This is a genomic window from Nocardioides aequoreus, assembly GCF_000720335.1.
Taxonomy (GTDB): domain Bacteria; phylum Actinomycetota; class Actinomycetes; order Propionibacteriales; family Nocardioidaceae; genus Marmoricola; species Marmoricola aequoreus.
Genome location: NZ_JOJN01000004.1, coordinates 331,562 through 349,302, shown reverse-complemented (window position 1 = coordinate 349,302; position 17,741 = coordinate 331,562). Strand labels below are relative to the sequence as shown.

14 protein-coding genes and 1 pseudogene are annotated in these 17,741 nt (G+C 72.4%); 1 reads left to right on the top strand and 14 read right to left on the bottom strand.

Annotated features, from left to right (window positions below; translation table 11 throughout):
* Positions 1–32 precede the first annotated feature (32 nt).
* From IG63_RS0110545 to IG63_RS0110490, 12 genes are all read right to left on the bottom strand, one after another.
* On the bottom strand, positions 33–1,004 hold the full coding sequence (locus IG63_RS0110545; protein WP_030484337.1) for a helix-turn-helix transcriptional regulator: 972 nt from the start codon (positions 1,002–1,004) through the stop codon (positions 33–35).
* Positions 1,001–1,984 (bottom strand): helix-turn-helix transcriptional regulator, encoded by a 984-nt coding sequence (locus tag IG63_RS0110540; RefSeq protein WP_030484336.1) that lies wholly within the window; start codon positions 1,982–1,984, stop codon positions 1,001–1,003. Before IG63_RS0110540 ends, IG63_RS0110545 begins: the two co-directional genes overlap by 4 nt.
* Positions 1,981–2,931 carry an FKBP-type peptidyl-prolyl cis-trans isomerase gene (locus tag IG63_RS0110535; protein WP_030484335.1) on the bottom strand — a complete coding sequence of 317 codons (951 nt, stop codon included), beginning with the start codon at positions 2,929–2,931 and terminating at the stop codon, positions 1,981–1,983. Before IG63_RS0110535 ends, IG63_RS0110540 begins: the two co-directional genes overlap by 4 nt.
* Positions 2,928–4,289 (bottom strand): Pup--protein ligase, encoded by a 1,362-nt coding sequence (gene pafA, locus IG63_RS0110530; protein WP_030484334.1) that lies wholly within the window; start codon positions 4,287–4,289, stop codon positions 2,928–2,930. Before pafA ends, IG63_RS0110535 begins: the two co-directional genes overlap by 4 nt.
* Before the next feature lie 82 nt (positions 4,290–4,371).
* Positions 4,372–5,175: a proteasome subunit alpha gene (gene prcA, locus IG63_RS0110525; RefSeq protein WP_030484333.1), complete on the bottom strand. Its 804-nt coding sequence runs from the start codon at positions 5,173–5,175 to the stop codon at positions 4,372–4,374.
* A 56-nt stretch (positions 5,176–5,231) separates the two neighbouring features.
* Positions 5,232–6,068: a proteasome subunit beta gene (prcB, locus tag IG63_RS0110520; RefSeq protein WP_030484332.1), complete on the bottom strand. Its 837-nt coding sequence runs from the start codon at positions 6,066–6,068 to the stop codon at positions 5,232–5,234.
* Positions 6,065–6,265: a ubiquitin-like protein Pup gene (locus IG63_RS0110515; protein ID WP_030484331.1), complete on the bottom strand. Its 201-nt coding sequence runs from the start codon at positions 6,263–6,265 to the stop codon at positions 6,065–6,067. Before IG63_RS0110515 ends, prcB begins: the two co-directional genes overlap by 4 nt.
* Positions 6,266–6,493: 228 nt before the next feature.
* Positions 6,494–8,023 (bottom strand): depupylase/deamidase Dop, encoded by a 1,530-nt coding sequence (dop, locus tag IG63_RS0110510; RefSeq protein ID WP_342665951.1) that lies wholly within the window; start codon positions 8,021–8,023, stop codon positions 6,494–6,496.
* A gap of 43 nt (positions 8,024–8,066) precedes the next feature.
* Complete coding sequence (locus tag IG63_RS0110505; protein WP_051706545.1) at positions 8,067–8,414, bottom strand: hypothetical protein; 348 nt, start codon at positions 8,412–8,414, stop codon at positions 8,067–8,069.
* An 8-nt stretch (positions 8,415–8,422) separates the two neighbouring features.
* Complete coding sequence (gene arc / locus IG63_RS0110500) at positions 8,423–10,162, bottom strand: proteasome ATPase (protein WP_030484328.1); 1,740 nt, start codon at positions 10,160–10,162, stop codon at positions 8,423–8,425.
* 85 nt (positions 10,163–10,247) lie between these two features.
* Positions 10,248–11,180 (bottom strand): tRNA (adenine-N1)-methyltransferase, encoded by a 933-nt coding sequence (locus IG63_RS0110495; protein ID WP_030484327.1) that lies wholly within the window; start codon positions 11,178–11,180, stop codon positions 10,248–10,250.
* The gene (locus IG63_RS0110490) at positions 11,180–12,361 is read right to left on the bottom strand and encodes a site-2 protease family protein (protein WP_245604388.1); all 1,182 of its coding nucleotides are present in this window, start codon (positions 12,359–12,361) and stop codon (positions 11,180–11,182) included. Before IG63_RS0110490 ends, IG63_RS0110495 begins: the two co-directional genes overlap by 1 nt.
* On the opposite strand from IG63_RS0110490, the pseudogene IG63_RS0110485 reads away from it, so the two are divergent.
* Positions 12,289–13,224: pseudogene (locus tag IG63_RS0110485) on the top strand (RecB family exonuclease); the annotation flags it as partial. The gene IG63_RS0110490 and the pseudogene IG63_RS0110485 overlap by 73 nt on opposite strands.
* 96 nt (positions 13,225–13,320) lie before the next feature.
* On the opposite strand, the gene IG63_RS0110480 reads toward IG63_RS0110485, so the two are convergent.
* Together IG63_RS0110480 and metH are read right to left on the bottom strand one after the other, a co-directional pair.
* Positions 13,321–13,986, bottom strand: coding sequence for an HAD family hydrolase (locus IG63_RS0110480; protein ID WP_030484324.1), 666 nt, complete (start codon positions 13,984–13,986; stop codon positions 13,321–13,323).
* Positions 13,979–17,668 (bottom strand): methionine synthase, encoded by a 3,690-nt coding sequence (metH, locus tag IG63_RS0110475; RefSeq protein WP_245604403.1) that lies wholly within the window; start codon positions 17,666–17,668, stop codon positions 13,979–13,981. The genes IG63_RS0110480 and metH overlap by 8 nt, the downstream gene beginning before the upstream one ends.
* Positions 17,669–17,741: the final 73 nt, after the last annotated feature.

The window sequence follows — 17,741 nt, the reverse complement described above, 5'->3', positions numbered from 1 at the left end:
GTGCCGACGGCGGACGACCTCACAGCGAACTCTCAGCGGTCGTAGAGGGCCAGCGACGCGGCCGCCGCCTCGCGGACCTGCGTGCGCAGCTCCGCGGGCGAGACGACCTCGGCGGCCGGGCCCAGGCGCAGCGCCAGCCGCACCAGCCATCGCGGGTCGGCCACGCGCAGGGTCACCTCCGTGCGCTCGTCGGCGAGCTCGCGCACGTCGTCGACCGGGTAGTACTCCGCGAACCAGCGCGCCCAGGGCTCCAGGCGCAACGTCGCCACCAGGTCCTCGGGTCCGGGCTCGAAGAGACCGGTCGCCAGGTCGCGGGGCTGCAGGTCGGGGCGCGAGCGGGCGGCGTCGAGCACCTGCACCGCCTCCACCCGGTCCAGCCGGAAGAGCCGGCGCGCCGCGGCGAGGTGGCACCACGCGTCGAGGTAGTCGTGGTCACCTCGGGTGAGCACGGCGACGGGGTCGACCACGCGCTCGCTGGTCTCGTCGCGCGCCGGCACGTAGTAGTCCAGTCGCACCTGCCGGTCGTCGCGGATCGCGTCGCGCAGCGCCGGCGCGTGCCGCGACGGCGTCCGGGTGCGGGGCATCCGCACCTCCACGGCAGGCAGGGGCCCGGCGGCCGTGGCCTCCTCCAGCTTGACCAGGACGCGGTCGACGACCTCGCGCGACTCCTCCGGGCTGCTCTCGCGCAGCGCCCGCAGCGCCACCATCAGGGCGGCGGCCTCCGAGCTGCCGAGCCGGACGGGACGGGCGAGGAAGTCGGCGTTGTCGATGCGCACGACCCCGTCGGGGTCGTCCTCGATCGCCTCCATGTCGACGTCGATCATCCGGTCGGGGGTCAGCCCGGGGAGACCACACATCCACAGCACGGCGAGGTCCTTGCGCACCTGCGCCGGCGTGACGCCGAACTCGGCCGCGACCTGCGAGAGCGAGACCGAGGAGCGGCTCTGCAGGTAGGGCACCATCGCCAGCAGGCGGGCGACCTGGTCGCGTGCGCTGCTGCTCACGAGGCACCCCCCGCGAGGGCGCGGAGCCGCTCGACCACGAGGTCGCGCAGCTCGGGCGGCTCGTCGACCACCACGGCGTCGGCGTACCCCATCAGCTCCTCGGCGGCGCTGTCGGGCCAGCCGTAGCGCATCGTGAGCCGGTCCCAGCCCGAGGTGCCGTCAGGCCCCTCGACGCCCGTCTCCAGCACCTCCGACCGACGCCGCAGCCCCAGCGCGGCGCCGGCCCGGGCGCGCACGACGGCGCGGTGGTCGGGCCGGGGCGGTGCCAGCGACTGCGAGAGCGCACGCAGGTCGGTGCCCTCGGGCACGACGTACGACCCCGGCTCGCCGTCGGGCTCCACCTCGGAGACGACGCGGCTGAGCCGGAAGAGCCGGGCGGCGCCGCGGTCGAGGTCGTGCCCGGCGACGTACCAGCGACCCTGGGCGGTGATGACGCCCCAGGGCTCGAGGTGCCGGGTCTCGGCCGCCTGCTGGTCGCTTCGCCGGTAGTCGAAGCGCACGGGCGTCCGCGAGGTCGCGGCCTGCCACATCGCCTCGAAGGCCGGCTCCTGCGCCACCAGGGTGGGCTGGACGGTGTCGAGCTGCTCGCGGTCGAAGTCGAGGCCGGCGGCCTTGAGCTTGAGCAGCGCCTCGGAGGTGGCCGACGCCAGGCCGGCGTGGCGCCACACCCGCGCCGCCAGCCCGAGCACGGCGACCTCCTCGGCGGTGAAGTCGAGCGGCGGCAGCTCGAAGGCGTCGCGCTTGATCCGGTAGCCCTGCTCGTCGTCGAAGTACTTGTCGACCGGCCCCGTCTCCAGCGGGATGCCCAGCGCGCGCAGCTCCTCCTTGTCGCGCTCGAACATCCGCTCGAAGGCCTCGGTGCTCGCGGTCTCGCGGTAGGGCTCCATCAGGGCCCGGATCTGCTCCTTGGTGGTGTAGTTGCGCGCCACCAGCAGCAGGATCACCAGGTTGAGCAGCCGCTCGGTCTTGCGTGCGATCATCCGACGCCCAGCACGTCGATGACGAAGACCAGCGTCGAGCCGGCGGGGATGCCCTCCCGGTCCTCGTCGCCGTAGCCGAGGCGCGGCGGGATCACCAGCATCACCCGGGAGCCCTCGCGCACGCCCTCCAGGCCGCGGCTCCACCCCTCCACCACCGAGAGCCCGACCGAGAAGGTGCTGGGCTCGCCCCGCTCGTAGGAGCTGTCGAAGGGCTCGTCGCCACCCCAGACCTGGCCGAGGTAGTGGGCGGTGACCCGCTCGGGGTTCTCGATGCGCGGCCCCTCGCCCTCGACGAGGGTGTAGGCCTGCAGCCGGCGCGGCGGGCGTCCGGTGAAGTCGAAGGAGGCCGGCGCGCCGCCCTGCTCGACGATGGTGGGCGCGCCCTCCGGGGCCGGGGTCTCCTTGCCCTCGGGCGCCTCGAGCACCGAGGTCGGGTCGGTGGAGACGACGTCGGCCACCATGACGACGGGGTCGCCGGCCTCGATGCCCAGCTGCGGCGAGCCCTCCTCGCCGTAGGCGTCCTCGGCGGTGGAGGCCACGACCACGCGGCTGCCGGCCGCCGAGCCCACCAGCGCCTCGGAGAGCGAGGGGAAGAGCTGCGCCACGGGGACCTCGAGCGGCTGCCCGTTGTCGTAGGTGCTGATCGCCTGCTCGCCGCTGGTGCCGTTGTAGAAGGTCAGCTGGAGGATCGTGGTGGCGGTCTGGGTGACCTCGTCGCCCTCCCCCGCCGTTTCCTCCCACGACGCGCTCTCCTCGAGCTCGAGGGGTGCGTCGATCTCGACCTCGGGCGCGGTGCCGAAGTCGCCGGAGACCGTGACGGCGTCGCGCGCCTCGGTCGCCTCGGGGCTCTCCTCTGGCGCGTCGTCACCCCCTCCGCCGCACGCGGCGAGGGGCAGGAGCAGGGTCAGGGCAGCGGTCAGCGCTGCCGTGCGGTGCCGACGGGTCACATTCCCTCGATCAGTCGTTCGACGCGCTCGTCGTGGGCGCGGAAGGGGTCCTTGCACAGGACGGTTCGCTGGGCCTGGTCGTTGAGCTTGAGGTGCACCCAGTCGACGGTGAAGTCGCGACGGCGCTCCTGGGCCTTCTTGATGAAGCTGCCGCGCAGCCGCGCCCGGGTGGTCTGCGGGGGCACCGACTTGGCGCGGAAGACCTGCAGGTCGTCGACGACGCGCTTGACCGCGCCGCGCTTCTCCAGCAGGTAGTAGAGGCCGCGGTCGCGGTGGATGTCGTGGTAGGCCAGGTCGAGCTGGGCCACGCGGGGGTGGCCCAGGGGCAGGCCGTGCTTGGCGCGGTAGCGGTCGATGAGCTTCCACTTGATGACCCAGTCGATCTCGCGGTCGACCATGGAGAGGTCGCCGGAGTCGACCGCCTTGAGGCCGCGCTCCCACAGGTCCAGGGACTGGTCGACCACCGGGGTGTGCAGCTCGCGGCGGTCGACGAAGTCACGCACCCGGGCGAGGTACTCCCCCTGGATGTCGAGCACGCTGGCCTCGCGGCCGTTGGCGAGCCGCACGCGGCGGCGTCCGGTGAGGTCGTGCGAGATCTCGCGGATGGCCCGGATGGGGTTCTCCATCGTGAGGTCGCGCATCACCACGCCCTCCTCGATCATCCGCAGCACCAGGTCGCAGCTGGCGACCTTGAGCATCGTGGTGGTCTCGCTCATGTTGGAGTCGCCCACGATCACGTGGAGCCGGCGGAAGCGCTCCGCGTCGGCGTGCGGCTCGTCGCGGGTGTTGATGATCGGCCGGGAGCGGGTGGTGGCGCTCGAGACGCCCTCCCAGATGTGCTCCGCGCGCTGGCTGACGCTGTAGGAGGCCCCGCGGGGGGTCTGCGTGACCTTGCCCGCACCGCAGATGATCTGCCGGGTGACCAGGAAGGGGATCAGCACGTCGGCCAGCTTGCTGAACTCGCCGTGCCGGCTCACCAGGTAGTTCTCGTGGCAGCCGTAGGAGTTGCCGGCCGAGTCGGTGTTGTTCTTGAAGAGGTAGACGTCGCCGGAGATGCCCTCGTCGTGCAGCCGCCGCTCGGCGTCGACGAGCAGGCCCTCCAGGACCCGCTCCCCCGCCTTGTCGTGGGCGACCAGGTCGACGATGTCGTCGCACTCCGGGGTGGCGTACTCGGGGTGGCTGCCCACGTCGAGGTAGAGCCGGGCACCGTTGGCCAGGAAGACGTTGCTGGAGCGCCCCCAGCTGACCACCTTGCGGAAGAGGTAGCGGGCCACCTCGTCGGGGCTCAGCCGGCGTTGGCCCTTGAACGTGCACGTGACGCCGTACTCGTTCTCGATGCCGAAGATGCGCCGGTCCACGACGCCCACCCTATGCGGCCGGGCACAGCGCGGCTGCTCCCCACGCGGACGGGCGTGCCCGGGGCGCTCCCGAGCACGGGGCTCAGGGGGCGACGGGCGGCTCGGTGTCCGGGGGCACCTCGCCGGGGGCGATCTCGGGCGAGGTCGACGCGACGGCGCCCGACGACGGGCTCGACGACGTGCTCGCGGCCGTCTCGGGCAGCACCTCGCGCAGCGTCGCCAGCGGCACCCGGCGGAACTTCCGGTCCTGGGTCCGGGTGCGGTCGAGCACGGCGACCTCGAGGTCGCCCGGCGGGACGTCGCGGTGGCCGCTCTCGGAGTGGCCGAGGGCCGCGGCGGCCAGGCGCAGCGCCTCGTCGCGCGACATGCCGGGGGCGTAGCGCTCCCGGAGGTAGGCCGTCACCGACTCGGCCGCGCCGCCCATGACCGCGAAGTCGTGCTCCTCGACGACCTGGCCGTCGAAGGTGAGCCGGAAGACCTGGTCGTCCTCGACGCTGTCACCGACCTCGGCGACGAAGATCTCGATCTCGTAGGGCTTCTCGCCGCCGCTGGAGAAGATGCTGCCGAGCGTCTGCGCGTAGGCGTTGGCCAGGCCCCGGCCGGTGACGTCGCGCCGGTCGTAGGAGTAGCCGCGCATGTCGGCCAGGCGGACCCCGGCGATGCGCAGGCTCTCGAACTCGTTGTAGCGCCCCACCGCGGCAAAGGCGATGCGGTCGTAGATCTCGCTGATCTTGTGCAGCGCGGCCGAGGGGTTCTCGGAGCAGAAGAGCACGCCGTCGGCGTACCGGACGACGGCCACGGAGCGACCGCGCGCGATGCCCTTGCGCGCGAAGTCGGCCCGGTCCTTCATCAGCTGCTCGGGCGAGACGTAGAACGGCATGCTCATGCGGGGAGTCCTTCTGCGGTGGTGCCGGTCGAGGTCATGTCAGCGTCGGGTCGGCGTCAGGTCAGGGGAGCGGCCGGGCCGTCGGGGCGCCGCATCCGCGCGGCGACGACGGTGTCGGCGACCGCCGCGACGTCGTCCTGCGGGAGCCGCATCTGGCCCTCGGCGGTGACCACCGAGACGACCGGGAAGATCCGGCGCGCCAGGTCGGGGCCGCCGGTGGCGGAGTCGTCGTCGGCGGCGTCGTACAGCGCCTGGACGACGGCCATGACCGCCTGGTCGGCGTCGAAGTCGTCGCGGTAGAGCTTCTTCAGCGCGCCCCGGGCGAAGACCGACCCGGAGCCCACGGCGTGGAAGGCGGTCTCCTCGTAGCGCCCGCCCGTGACGTCGTAGGAGAAGATCCGGCCCTGCTCGCGGGCGAGGTCATAGCCAGAGAAGAGCGGCACGACGGCCAGGCCCTGCATCGCCATGCCGAGGTTGCCGCGGATCAGCGCGGAGAGCCGGTTGGCCTTGCCGTCCATCGACAGCGTGGTGCCCTCGATCTTCTCGTAGTGCTCCAGCTCGGTCTGGAAGAGCCGCACCAGCTCGATGGCCAGGCCGGCCGAGCCGGCGATCCCGACGGTGGAGAACTCGTCGGCGGGAAAGACCTTCTCGATGTCGCGCTGGGCGATGACGTTGCCCATCGTCGCCCGGCGGTCGCCCGCCATCACCACCCCGCCGGGGAAGGTGACGGCCACGATGGTGGTGGCGTGGGGCGCCAGGGCGGCCGCGTCACCCGCGGGGAGCGCGCGGCGCGAGGGCAGCAGCTCGGGCGAGACGGCGCCGACGAACTCGGCGAAGGAGGAGGTGCCCGGGGTCAGGTACGCGGCCGACAGGCGCGGGTCGCTGGGGCTCACTGGCCACCCTTCTGGATGAACGACTTCACGAAGTCCTCGGCGTTGGTCTCGAGCACGTCGTCGATGTCCTCGAGGATGGCGTCGATGTCCTCGTCGAGCTGCTCCTTGCGCTCCGACACGGCCTCGGCGGGCGCCGCGGCGTCGGCGGGCTCCTCCTCGTCGTGGGACTTGCGCGGCTGCTTGTGCTCCTGCGCCATGACGACCTCCTGGGGGAAGACTTGCCTGCTGCCGGTGGACGGCGTGACGGACCTGTCGCCGTCGGTGTCGACCCTAGCGGCCCGACGTCCACGATCCTCGCCGACAGGTCACTCCCTGACCGCCCAGAGGTCACTGGCTGTCACCTGCCGCGTCAGCGAGTGACGTCTCGAGCGTCAGGGAGTGACGTCTCGGGGGTCGGGGAGTGACCTCTCGGCGGGGCGGGTGGTTCAGCCGGCGGTGAGGGCCTCGAAGAGGCCGAGGGCGGTGTCGTGGTCATCGAGCAGCGCGCCGACGTGGGCCCGGCTCCCCCGCATCGGGTCGATCGTGGGGACGCGCTGCAGCGAGTCGTGGCCGGGGAGGTCGAAGATGACGGAGTCCCACGACGCCGCGGCGATGCTGTCGGGGTAGCGCGCCAGGCACTGCCCCCGGAAGTAGGCCCGGGTGTCGTGCGGGGGCTCGGTCATCGCCCGCTGCACCTGCTCGTCGGTCACCAGCCGCTCGATCCGCCCGCCGCGCACCAGCCGGTGGTAGAGGCCCTTCTCGGGGCGCAGGTCGGCGTACTGCAGGTCGATCAGCGCGAGCTTGGCGTCGGACCAGGCCAGGCCGTCGCGGTCGCGGTACTGCTGCAGCAGCCGCAGCTTGGCCACCCAGTCGAGCTCGCGGGCGCACTCCATCGGGTCGCGCTCGAGCCGGGTCAGCACCGACTCCCAGCTGGCCAGCACGTCGCGGGTGGCCTCGTCGGGGTCGCCGGCGTACTTCTGGGCGACGTGGCGCTGCACGGCGTGGAAGTACTCCCACTGCAGCTGCACCGCGGTCATCCGGCGACCGTCGCCCACCTCGAGCTCGTGGGTGAGCGTGGGGTCGTGCGAGACCGCCTTGAGCGAGGCGACCGCACGGCTCACGCGCAGGTCCTCGGTCAGGAAGCGGTCCTCGATCATCGCCAGCACGAGCGAGGTCGTGCCGACCTTGAGGTACGTCGAGGTCTCGGCCAGGTTGGCGTCGCCGAGGATGACGTGCAGCCGGCGGTACTTCTCGGGGTCGGCGTGCGGCTCGTCGCGGGTGTTGATGATCGGGCGCTTCAGCGTGGTCTCCAGGCCGACCTCGACCTCGAAGAAGTCGGCCCGCTGGCTCAGCTGGAAGCCCTCGCCGCGGCCGTCCTGGCCGATCCCGACGCGACCGGCGCCGCAGACGACCTGCCGGCTGACGAAGAAGGGGGTCAGGTGCCGCACGATGTCGCCGAAGGGGGTCGAGCGTCGCAGTAGGTAGTTCTCGTGGGCGCCGTACGACGCCCCCTTGCCGTCGGTGTTGTTCTTGTAGAGCACCAGGTCGCCCTGGTCGCCGGTGCGGTCGGCCCCCGCCCCGACGGAGGCGAAGCGGCTGGCGTCGAGCGCGACCTGCTCGCCGGCCTTGTCCCACAGCACGACGTCGAGCGGGTTGGTGCACTCGGGCGTGGAGTACTCCGGGTGGGCGTGGTCGACGTAGAGCCGGGCGCCGTTGGTGAGGATCACGTTGGCCAGCCCGAGGTCCTCGTCGGTGAGCTGGCTGGCGTCGGCCAGGTCGCGCGCGAGGTCGAAGCCCCGGGCGTCGCGCAGCGGCGACTCCTCCTCGAAGTCCCAGCGCGCGCGGCGCGCCCGCAGCGTGCTGCTGGCGTAGGCGTTGACCAGGCGGGTGCTGGCCACCATGGGGTTGGCCTGCGGGTGGCCCTGCACGGAGATGCCGAACTCGGTCTCGGTCCCCATGATCCGCCGCACGCTCACGCGCTCGAGCCTACGGCGCCCGCGGGCACGCCCGACGGGGGTCTCAGTCGCGGGACCGTGCCTGCAGGGCGTGCGCGACGTTGATCGAGACGATCGCCGCGAGGGCGACCACGAGCGGGACGAGGGCGTCGTTGAGCCCCAGGACGATCGAGATCGGGATGCACGCGATCAGCGAGAGGATCGCCAGCGCCAGCTGGCGTGGGCCGGCGGCGGCCACCTGCCGGTCGCGCTCCGAGCGCGCCGCCACCCGGGTGTCGACCCGCTCGGCGACGGCGCGCTCCAGCCGCTCGGCGAAGGAGTCGACCAGCGCGGCGTCGTACGACGGCCCCAGCTCGCGGCGCGTCTCGAGCAGGGCCTCGACGTCGTCGCGGGTGGGGTCGTGCTCGCCCATGGTCGCGCCTACAGGTACTGGCCGGTGTTGGACACCGTGTCGATGGAGCGACCCGGCTCGGTGCCCTGCTTGCCGGTGATGAGCGTGCGGATGAAGACGATGCGCTCGCCCTTCTTGCCCGAGATCCGCGCCCAGTCGTCGGGGTTGGTGGTGTTGGGGAGGTCCTCGTTCTCCTTGAACTCGTCGACGCACGCCTGCAGCAGGTGGCCGACCCGCAGACCCTTGGAGTCCTGCTCCAGGAAGTCCTTGATCGCCATCTTCTTGGCTCGGTCGACGATGTTCTGGATCATCGCCCCGGAGTTGAAGTCCTTGAAGTACAGGACCTCCTTGTCGCCGTTTGCGTAGGTGACCTCGAGGAAGCGGTTCTCCTCGGTCTCGGTGTACATCCGCTCCACCGTCGCCTGGATCATGCCGGCGACGGTCGCCTCGCGGGAGCCGCCGAACTCGGCCAGGTCGTCGGCGTGCAGCGGCAGCTCGGCGGTGAGGTACTTGGAGAAGATGTCGCGCGCCGACTCGGCGTCGGGGCGCTCGATCTTGATCTTCACGTCGAGCCGGCCGGGGCGCAGGATCGCCGGGTCGATCATGTCCTCGCGGTTGGAGGCGCCGATGACCAGCACGTTCTCCAGCAGCTCCACGCCGTCGATCTCACTGAGCAGCTGCGGGACGATGGTGTTCTCGACGTCGGAGGAGACGCCGGAGCCGCGGGTGCGGAAGAGCGAGTCCATCTCGTCGAAGAAGACGATGACGGGGGTGCCCATGCTGGCCTTCTCGCGGGCCCGCTGGAAGACCAGGCGGATGTGGCGCTCGGTCTCGCCGACGTACTTGTTGAGCAGCTCGGGGCCCTTGATGTTGAGGAAGTAGGACTTCCCCTCCTGGCCGGTCTTGGCAGCGACCTTCTTGGCCAGGCTGTTGGCGACCGCCTTGGCGATGAGGGTCTTGCCGCAGCCGGGCGGGCCGTAGAGCAGCACGCCCTTGGGCGGCTTGAGCTGGTGCTCCTTGAAGAGGTCGGGGTGGAGGTAGGGCAGCTCGACCGCGTCGCGGATCTGCTCGATCTGGCCGCGCAGGCCGCCGATCGCCTCGTAGGCGATGTCGGGGACCTCCTCCAGCACGAGCTCCTCGACCTCGGACTTCGGGACCTTCTCGTAGACGTAGCCGGCCCGGGTGTCGAGCAGCAGCGAGTCGCCCGCGCGCAGGGTCTCCTGGCGCAGCGGCTCGGCGAGGCGGACGACGCGCTCCTCGTCGGCGTTGGCGATGACCAGGACCCGCTCGCGGTCGGCGAGCAGCTCCTTGAACATCACGACCTCTCCGACCTCCTCGAAGTCGAGGGCCGCCACGACGTTGAGGGCCTCGTTGAGCATGACCTCCTGGCCGCGAACCAGCGCGTCGAGCTCGACGGTGGGGCTGACGGTGACGCGCAGCTTGCGGCCGCCGGTGAAGACGTCGACGGAGTCGTCGTCGTTGCGCTGCAGGAAGGTGCCGAAGCCGGTCGGCGGCTGCGCCAGCCGGTCGACCTCCTCCTTGAGCGTCACGATCTGGTCGCGGGCCTCGCGCAGCGTGCCCGCGAGCCGCTCGTTCTGCGAGGTCACGGCGGCCAGCGAGCGCTGCGTGTCGAGCAGACGCTGGTCGAGGGCGCGGCTCGAGCCGGGGGCGTCGTGCAGCCGGCGGCGGAGCTCGACCACCTCGGCCTCGAGGAAGGCCAGCTGCTGGCGCAGCTCGGCTCCGCTCCGGCTCTCTGATGACTCTGGCACTGCGACCACCTCCACGCGGGGGATCCATCGGTTCCCGGAATCCGACCCTACTGCGCCGGACCCGGTTGCCAAGGCGTTGGACGCGTCACACGCCGAGGGGCTTGGGTCCGTGGTAGTCCTCGCCGTAGGCGCCGGGGGCCGGACGCCGCTTCTTCACCGGCGCGGGGTTGCCGGGGGCCATCCTGCGGGCGGTCACGAGGAAGCCGGTGTGACCGTTCATCTTGTGGCTCGGGCGCACCGCGAGCCCCTCGACGTGCCAGTCGCGCACCAGCGTCTCCCAGGGCTGCGGCTCGGTGAACTCGCCGTGGGCGCGCAGCGTCTCCACGACGCGGCCGAGCTGGGTGGTGGTGGCGACGTAGGCCACCACGAGACCGCCCGGCGCCAGGGCCTCCGCGACGACGTCGACGCACTCCCAGGGGGCGAGCATGTCGAGCACGACCCGGTCGACGCTGCCCGGCGCGGCGGCCTCCGGCAGCGACTCGACGAGGTCGCCGACCTGCAGCGACCACGCGGGGTGGGTCTCGTCGGCGGTGACGCCGAAGAACTGGCGCACGTTGCGGCGGGCGACGTCGGCGAACTCCTGGCGGCGCTCGAAGGAGAGCAGCCGTCCCTGCGGGCCGACCGCCCGGAGCAGGGAGCAGGTGAGCGCGCCGGAGCCGGCCCCGGCCTCCACCACGACCGCGCCCGGGAAGATGTCGGCCATGGCGACCACCTGCGCGGCGTCCTTGGGGTAGACCACCGCGGCGCCGCGCGGCATCGACACCACGAACTCGCTGAGCAGGGGCCGGAAGACCAGGTAGACGCCGCCCCCGGCCGAGGTGACGGTGAAGCCCTCGTCACGGCCGATCAGGTCGTCGTGCTGCAGCGCGCCCTTGTTGGTGTGGAAGGTGGCGCCCTCGGCCAGGCAGAGGTTGTGCCGGCGCCCCTTGGCGTCGGTCAGGCGCACCCACTCCCCGGCACGCAGTGGTCCGCGGCGTACGCCGGACCAGGTCGGCTCGTGCTGCTCGAAGTCACTCATCACTGGCGGGCGGTCTCCTCGAATGCTCGGTCGACGTCGGCGCTGGTCAGGACGCCGTAGATGGTGCCGTCGGGCTCGACCAGGACGTACTCCTCGGCCGGGGTGCGCCCCATGGCGCGGACGAGGTCCTCGCCCGCGAGGTCGACGGGGATGACCAGCCCGTCGTCGACCGAGCGTGCCACCGAGCCCACCGGGACCCAGGGGCGGCGGTCCTCGGGGGTGGCCCGCAGCGCGCGCTCGCTGACGACCCCGGCGAGCCGGTCGTCGCCGTCGTGGGTGACCACGGCGCCGGCCCCGCTCTCCTGGGCCCGGCGCACCGCCTCGGCCAGGGAGAGGTCGGCGCGCACGGCGACGACGCGACGGGCCAGGCGGCGGGCCTGCAGGGCGGGCAGCCGTCGGCGCAGCGTCGCCTGGACCAGCGACGCCGTGGCGCCGCTCCAGAGGAAGGCGGCCAGCACGAAGGCGACCAGGTAGGTGATCAGGTCGGCGGGCAGGCCCAGCACGACCTCGACGAAGACCGGCCACAGGATGACCAGCCCGGCGGCGACGCGGCCGCCCCAGGCGGCGACGACCGTCGCGCGGTGGACGTCGCGCCCGACCTGCCAGACCGCGGCGCGCAGCACGCGCCCACCGTCGAGCGGCAGCCCGGGCACGAGGTTGAGCACCCCGACCAGCAGGTTGGCGAAGGCCAGGCCCTCGACCGCGAGCCGGAGCAGCCCGTCGGGGGTCACCGGCACCGCGACCAGGGCGACGAGCCCGACGGCGATCGAGGTCAGCGGCCCGACGACGGCGATCCAGAACTCCTGCTTGGCGCTGCGCGACTCCGAGTCGATCTCGGTGGCGCCGCCGAGGAAGTGCAGCGTGATCGAGCGGACGCCGAGCCCGAAGCGCTGCGCGACGACCGCGTGGGAGATCTCGTGGAGCAGCACCGAGAGGTAGAGCAGCACGGCGAAGGCGACGCCCGCGACGTAGCGCCAGGCCCCGAGGCCGGGCTGGACCTGCTCGACGCGGGGCGCGAGGACCACGGCGATGAGCACCGCCACGAGCACCCACGACGACTTGACCAGCACGTCGACGCCCGCGATCGACCCGATGCGCAGCGTCCCCGGTGGCAGCGGACGCCGAGGGCCGCCCGGTCGCCCGGGACCGGCCTCGTTGGGCTCGGTCCCCGACGTGCTCACGCCTCCCACGCTACCGGTGGCGCCGCACTGTCCGACCCCCCGCCTACGGTGGCGGGGTGGAGCAGCAGGCATCGGTCGCGGTCGACCCCGCCACCGTCGAGGGGCGCGGCACCGTGGTCGACGGCGACCGCGTGGTGGGGGCGCTCTCACCGTCGGCCATCGCCGAGTTCCGCGACTGCGCACTGCGCTTCCGGCTGCGCCGCCTCGACCGGGTGCCCGAGCCACCGTCGCCCGCGGCGCTGCGCGGCACCCTGGTCCACCTCGTGCTCGAGCGGCTCTTCGACCTGCCGCCCGCGGAGCGCACCCCGGAGCGCGCCGAGGCGCTGGTGCTGCCCGGCTGGCAGGAGCTCGCCGACCAGGCGCCCGAGCTCGCCTCCCTGGTGCCCGACGACGAGCTGGAGGCCTGGCTGGCGCCCTGCCGCAGCGCGCTGGCGGCCTACTTCGACCTCGAGGACCCCCGGCTGCTCGAGCCGGCCGAGCGGGAGCTCTACGTCGAGGCGCTGCTCGACTCGCGGCTGCTGCTGCGCGGCGTCGTCGACCGGGTCGACGTGGCGGCCGACGGCCGGCTCCGGGTGGTCGACTACAAGTCGGGCCGGTCCCCCGGCGCCGGCTTCGAGCAGCGCGCCCTGGCCCAGCTGCGCTTCTACGCCCTGGTGATCTGGCGCAGCCGTGGTGTGCTGCCCGCCGAGCTGCGCCTGGTCTACCTGGGCGACACCCAGACCGTCTCCTACGTCCCCGACGTCGCCGAGCTGCTGGCCACCGAGCGGCTGGCCGAGTCGGTGTGGGAGGCGGTGCGCGACGCGACCGCCACGGGCGGCTTCGAGCCCCAGCCCGGACGTGCCTGCGGCTGGTGCAGCTACCAGGCGCTGTGCCCGGTCTACGACGGCACCCCGCCGCCCTACCCGCCCCCGGACCCGGTGCCGGTCACGACAGCGGTCACGACTGCGGTCACGACAGGGTCAGTGCAGCAGCGCCCCGAGGTCGGCGGGGGTGAGCCCCTCGAGGCTGTCGCGGAGGGCGCGGCGCTCCCCGGGCTCGACGGGGGCGTGGGCGGGCACGACGAGCACCAGGCAGCCGGCCGCCTCGGCGGAGGTGACGCCGGTGGGTGAGTCCTCGACCGCCACCGTGCGCCCCGGCGCCACCCGCAGCTCGGCCATCGCCCGCTCGTAGGGCTCCGGGTGCGGCTTGCCCTGGTCGACCAGGTCGCCGGTGACCACCACCTCGAAGGTGTCGGCCGGCAGCGAGCGCAGCATCGGCTCCGCGAAGCGCCAGTAGGAGTTGGTCACCAGCCCGCAGCGGACGCCGGCCTCCCGCAGCGCGGTCAGCAGCTCGTGGGCGCCCGGCCGCCAGGGCAGGTGCTCGGCCACCTTCACCAGCACGTCGTCGAGCAGCTCGGTGACGATCTGCTCCTCGGGAATCCGCAGCCCGCCCCGCTCCCGCAGGATGACCGCCGAGGCCCCCAGGCTGCGCCCGAGCAGCGTGCCCTCGTCGGCCGCGGTCCAGGTGCCCCCGTGCCGCTCGACCAGCGCCGCCGTGCACTCGGCCCAGTAGGGCTCGGTGTCGACCAGGGTGCCGTCCATGTCCCAGAGCACCGCGTCGGGCAGCGAGCCGTCCGGCTCAGTCATCGGGGTCGTAGCCCAGGTTGGCCGAGAGCCACCTCTCGGCCTCCGGCACCGTCCACCCCTTGCGCTCGGCGTACGACGCCACCTGGTCGCGGCCGACGCGGCCCACGACGAAGTACTGCGAGGCGGGGTGGGAGAAGTACCAGCCGCTCACCGAGGCGCCGGGCCACATCGCCATCGACTCCGTCAGCGTGATGCCGGTCGTCTTCTCGACGTCGAGCAGCTCCCACAGCGTCTGCTTCTCGGTGTGCTCGGGGCACGCGGGGTAGCCGGGGGCGGGCCGGATGCCGGCGTACTGCTCCTTGAGCAGCTGCTCGTTGTCGAGCTGCTCCTCGGGGGCGTAGCCCCACAGCTCGGTGCGGACCCGCTCGTGCATCCGCTCGGCGAAGGCCTCGGCCAGCCGGTCGGCCAGCGACTCGAGCAGGATGGCTGAGTAGTCGTCGTGCTCCTCCTTGAAGGCCGCGACGCGGTCCTGGCTGCCCAGGCCGGCGGTGACGGCGAAGGCCCCGACGTGGTCGGGCAGACCGGTCGCGGCGGGAGCGACGTAGTCGGCCAGGGAGCGGTTGGGCACGCCCTCGCGGTGCTCGCCCTGCTGCCGCAGCTGGTGCAGCACGGTCAGCACCTCGGTGCGCTCGTCGTCGGCGTACACCACGACGTCGTCGCCGTCCGAGGCCGCGGGGAAGAAGCCGACGACGCCGTTGGCGGTCACCCACCTCTCCGCGATCATCCGGTCGAGCATGTCCTGGGCGTCGTCGTAGAGCTTGCGGGCGACCTCGCCGGTGGCGGGGTTGTTGAGGATGTCGGGGAAGCGCCCCTTCATCTCCCAGGCGTTGAAGAAGGGCTGCCAGTCGATGTAGTCGCGCAGCTCGGCCAGGTCGTAGTCCTCGAAGACCCGGGTGCGGGACGCCCCCTCGGCCGTCATGACGGGAGCGGGCGGCTGGTAGCCCTCCCAGTCCACCGGCGTACGCCGCTCGCGGGCGGTCCCGATCGGGACCAGCCGGCGGTCCTGCTTGCCGGCGTGGCGCTCGCGCAACGACGCGTAGTCGGCCTCGGTCTCGGCCAGCAGCTTGCCGCGCCGGTCCTCCGAGAGCAGCGCCGCGGCCACCGGCACCGACCGGGAGGCGTCCTTGACCCACAGCACCGGGCCCTCGTAGCGCGGGGTCACCTTCACCGCGGTGTGGGCGCGCGAGGTGGTGGCGCCGCCGATGAGCAGCGGGATCGTGAAGCCCTGGCGCTGCATCTCGGTGGCGAAGGTGACCATCTCGTCGAGCGAGGGGGTGATCAGGCCGGACAGCCCGATCAGGTCGGCGTCGACCTCGCGGGCCTTGTCGAGGATCTTCTGCGCCGGCACCATCACGCCGAGGTCGATCACCTCGTAGTTGTTGCACTGCAGCACCACACCGACGATGTTCTTGCCGATGTCGTGCACGTCGCCCTTCACCGTCGCCATGACGATGGTGCCCTTCTTGGTCTCGGCGTCGCCGGGCTGCTTCTCGGCCTCGATGAAGGGGATCAGGTGGGCCACAGCCTTCTTCATCACTCGCGCCGACTTCACCACCTGCGGGAGGAACATCTTGCCGGCGCCGAAGAGGTCGCCCACGACGTTCATGCCGTCCATCAGCGGGCCCTCGATGACCTCGATCGGGCGGCCGCCGCGTGCCGAGATCTCCTGGCGGAGCTCCTCGGTGTCCTCGGTGACGTGGGCGTCGATGCCCTTGACCAGTGCGTGGGTGATGCGCTCGTCGACCGGTAGCGAGCGCCACTCCAGCACCGCCGCCTCCGCCTGCTCGCCGCTGCCCCGGTGGGCCTCGGCGACCTCGAGCAGCCGCTCGGCCGCGTCGGGACGGCGGTTGAGCACGACGTCCTCGATGCGCTCGCGCAGCTCGGCGTCGACCTGGTCGTAGACCACGAGCGCGCCGGCGTTGACGATGCCCATGTCGAGGCCCGCCTGGATGGCGTGGAAGAGGAAGACCGCGTGGATGGCCTCGCGCACCGGGTTGTTGCCCCGGAAGGAGAAGGAGACGTTGGAGATGCCGCCCGACACCTTGGCGCCGGGGAGGTTCTGCTTGATCCAGCGGGTGGCCTCGATGAAGTCGGTGCCGTACGCCGCGTGCTCCTCGATGCCGGTCGCGAGGGCGAAGACGTTGGGGTCGAAGATGACGTCCTCGGCCGGGAAGCCCTCCTCCTCGACCAGGATCCGGTAGGCGCGGGCACAGATCCGCTTGCGGCTCTCGAGGTCGGCGGCCTGGCCCTCCTCGTCGAAGGCCATCACCACGACGGCGGCGCCGTACTTGCGGCACAGCCGGGCGTGCTCCCGGAAGGGCCCCTCCCCCTCCTTCATGGAGATGGAGTTGACGATCGCCTTGCCCTGCACGCAGCGCAGGCCGGTCTCGATGACCTCCCACTTGGAGGAGTCGACCATCACCGGCACCCGGCTGATGTCGGGCTCGCTGGCGACCAGCTTGAGGAAGCGGTCCATCGCCGCGACGCCGTCGATCATGCCCTCGTCCATGTTGACGTCGATGACCTGCGCGCCGTTCTCGACCTGCTGGACGGCGACGGCGAGGGCGGCGTCGTAGTCGTTGTCCTTGATCAGGTTGCGGAAGCGCGCCGACCCGGTGATGTTGGTGCGCTCGCCGACGTTGACGAAGAGCGAGTCGGCGTCGATCACCAGCGGCTCCAGCCCCGAGAGCCGCATCGCCGGCGGCAGCTCGGGCACCTGGCGCGGGGTGGCGTCGGCCACGGCCGCGACGACCGCGGCCACGTGCTCGGGCGTGGTGCCGCAGCAGCCGCCGACCAGGTTGACCAGGCCGGCCGCGGCGAACTCGCCCACCACGGCGGCGGTCTCGTCGGGGCCCTCGTCGTACTCCCCGAAGGCGTTGGGCAGGCCGGCGTTGGGGTAGGCCGAGACGAAGGTGTCGGCGATCCGCGCGAGGTCGGCGAGGAAGGGCCGCATCTCCTTGGCGCCGAGCGCACAGTTGAGGCCCACGAGGAGCGGCTTGGCGTGGCGCACCGAGTGCCAGAAGGCCTCGGTGGTCTGGCCCGAGAGCGTGCGACCGGACGCGTCGGTGATGGTGCCGGAGATGACGACCGGCCAGCGGCGGCCGTGCTCCTCGAAGAGCGTCTCGACGGCGAAGATCGCGGCCTTGGCGTTGAGGGTGTCGAAGACGGTCTCGATGATCAGGCCGTCGCTGCCGCCGTCGAGCAGGCCGCGGGCCGACTCGGCGTACGCCTCGACCAGCTGCTCGAAGGTCACGTTGCGGGCGCCGGGGTCGTTGACGTCGGGGCTGATCGAGGCCGTGCGGTTGGTGGGGCCGATGGCGCCGAGGACGAAGCGGGGCCGCTCGGGCGTGCGCGCGGTCTGCTCGTCGCAGGCCGCACGGGCGAGCCGGGCGGACTCGTGGGAGAGCTCGTAAGCGAGGTCCGCCATGTCGTAGTCGGCCATCGCGATGCGGGTCGCACTGAAGGTGTTGGTCTCGATCAGGTCGGCGCCGGCCTCGAGGTAGCGCTCGTGCACCTCGCGCACCAGGTGGGGCTGGGTGAGGCTGAGCAGGTCGTTGTTGCCCTGCACGTCGGTGTGCCAGTCGGCGAAGCGCTCGCCCCGGTAGTCGGCCTCGCCGAGGCGGCTCCCCTGCAGCGCCGTGCCCATCGCGCCGTCGAGCACCAGGACGCGCTCGCGGAGCATCGCGGTCAGCTGCTCGGTGGCGTCGGGCCGGTGGTGGCTCCCAGGGGTCTGCTCGGGCACCGATCCAGCGTAC

Coding starts and splice junctions, on each gene's coding strand:
- metH (WP_245604403.1), bottom strand. CDS start 17,668: ATGCTCCGCGAGCGCGTCCTGGTGCTCGACGGCGCGATGGGCACGGCG.
- IG63_RS0110495 (WP_030484327.1), bottom strand. CDS start 11,180: ATGAGTGACTTCGAGCAGCACGAGCCGACCTGGTCCGGCGTACGCCGC.
- IG63_RS0110505 (WP_051706545.1), bottom strand. CDS start 8,414: ATGGGCGAGCACGACCCCACCCGCGACGACGTCGAGGCCCTGCTCGAG.
- IG63_RS0110480 (WP_030484324.1), bottom strand. CDS start 13,986: ATGACTGAGCCGGACGGCTCGCTGCCCGACGCGGTGCTCTGGGACATG.
- IG63_RS0110540 (WP_030484336.1), bottom strand. CDS start 1,984: ATGATCGCACGCAAGACCGAGCGGCTGCTCAACCTGGTGATCCTGCTG.
- IG63_RS0110515 (WP_030484331.1), bottom strand. CDS start 6,265: ATGGCGCAGGAGCACAAGCAGCCGCGCAAGTCCCACGACGAGGAGGAG.
- prcA (WP_030484333.1), bottom strand. CDS start 5,175: ATGAGCATGCCGTTCTACGTCTCGCCCGAGCAGCTGATGAAGGACCGG.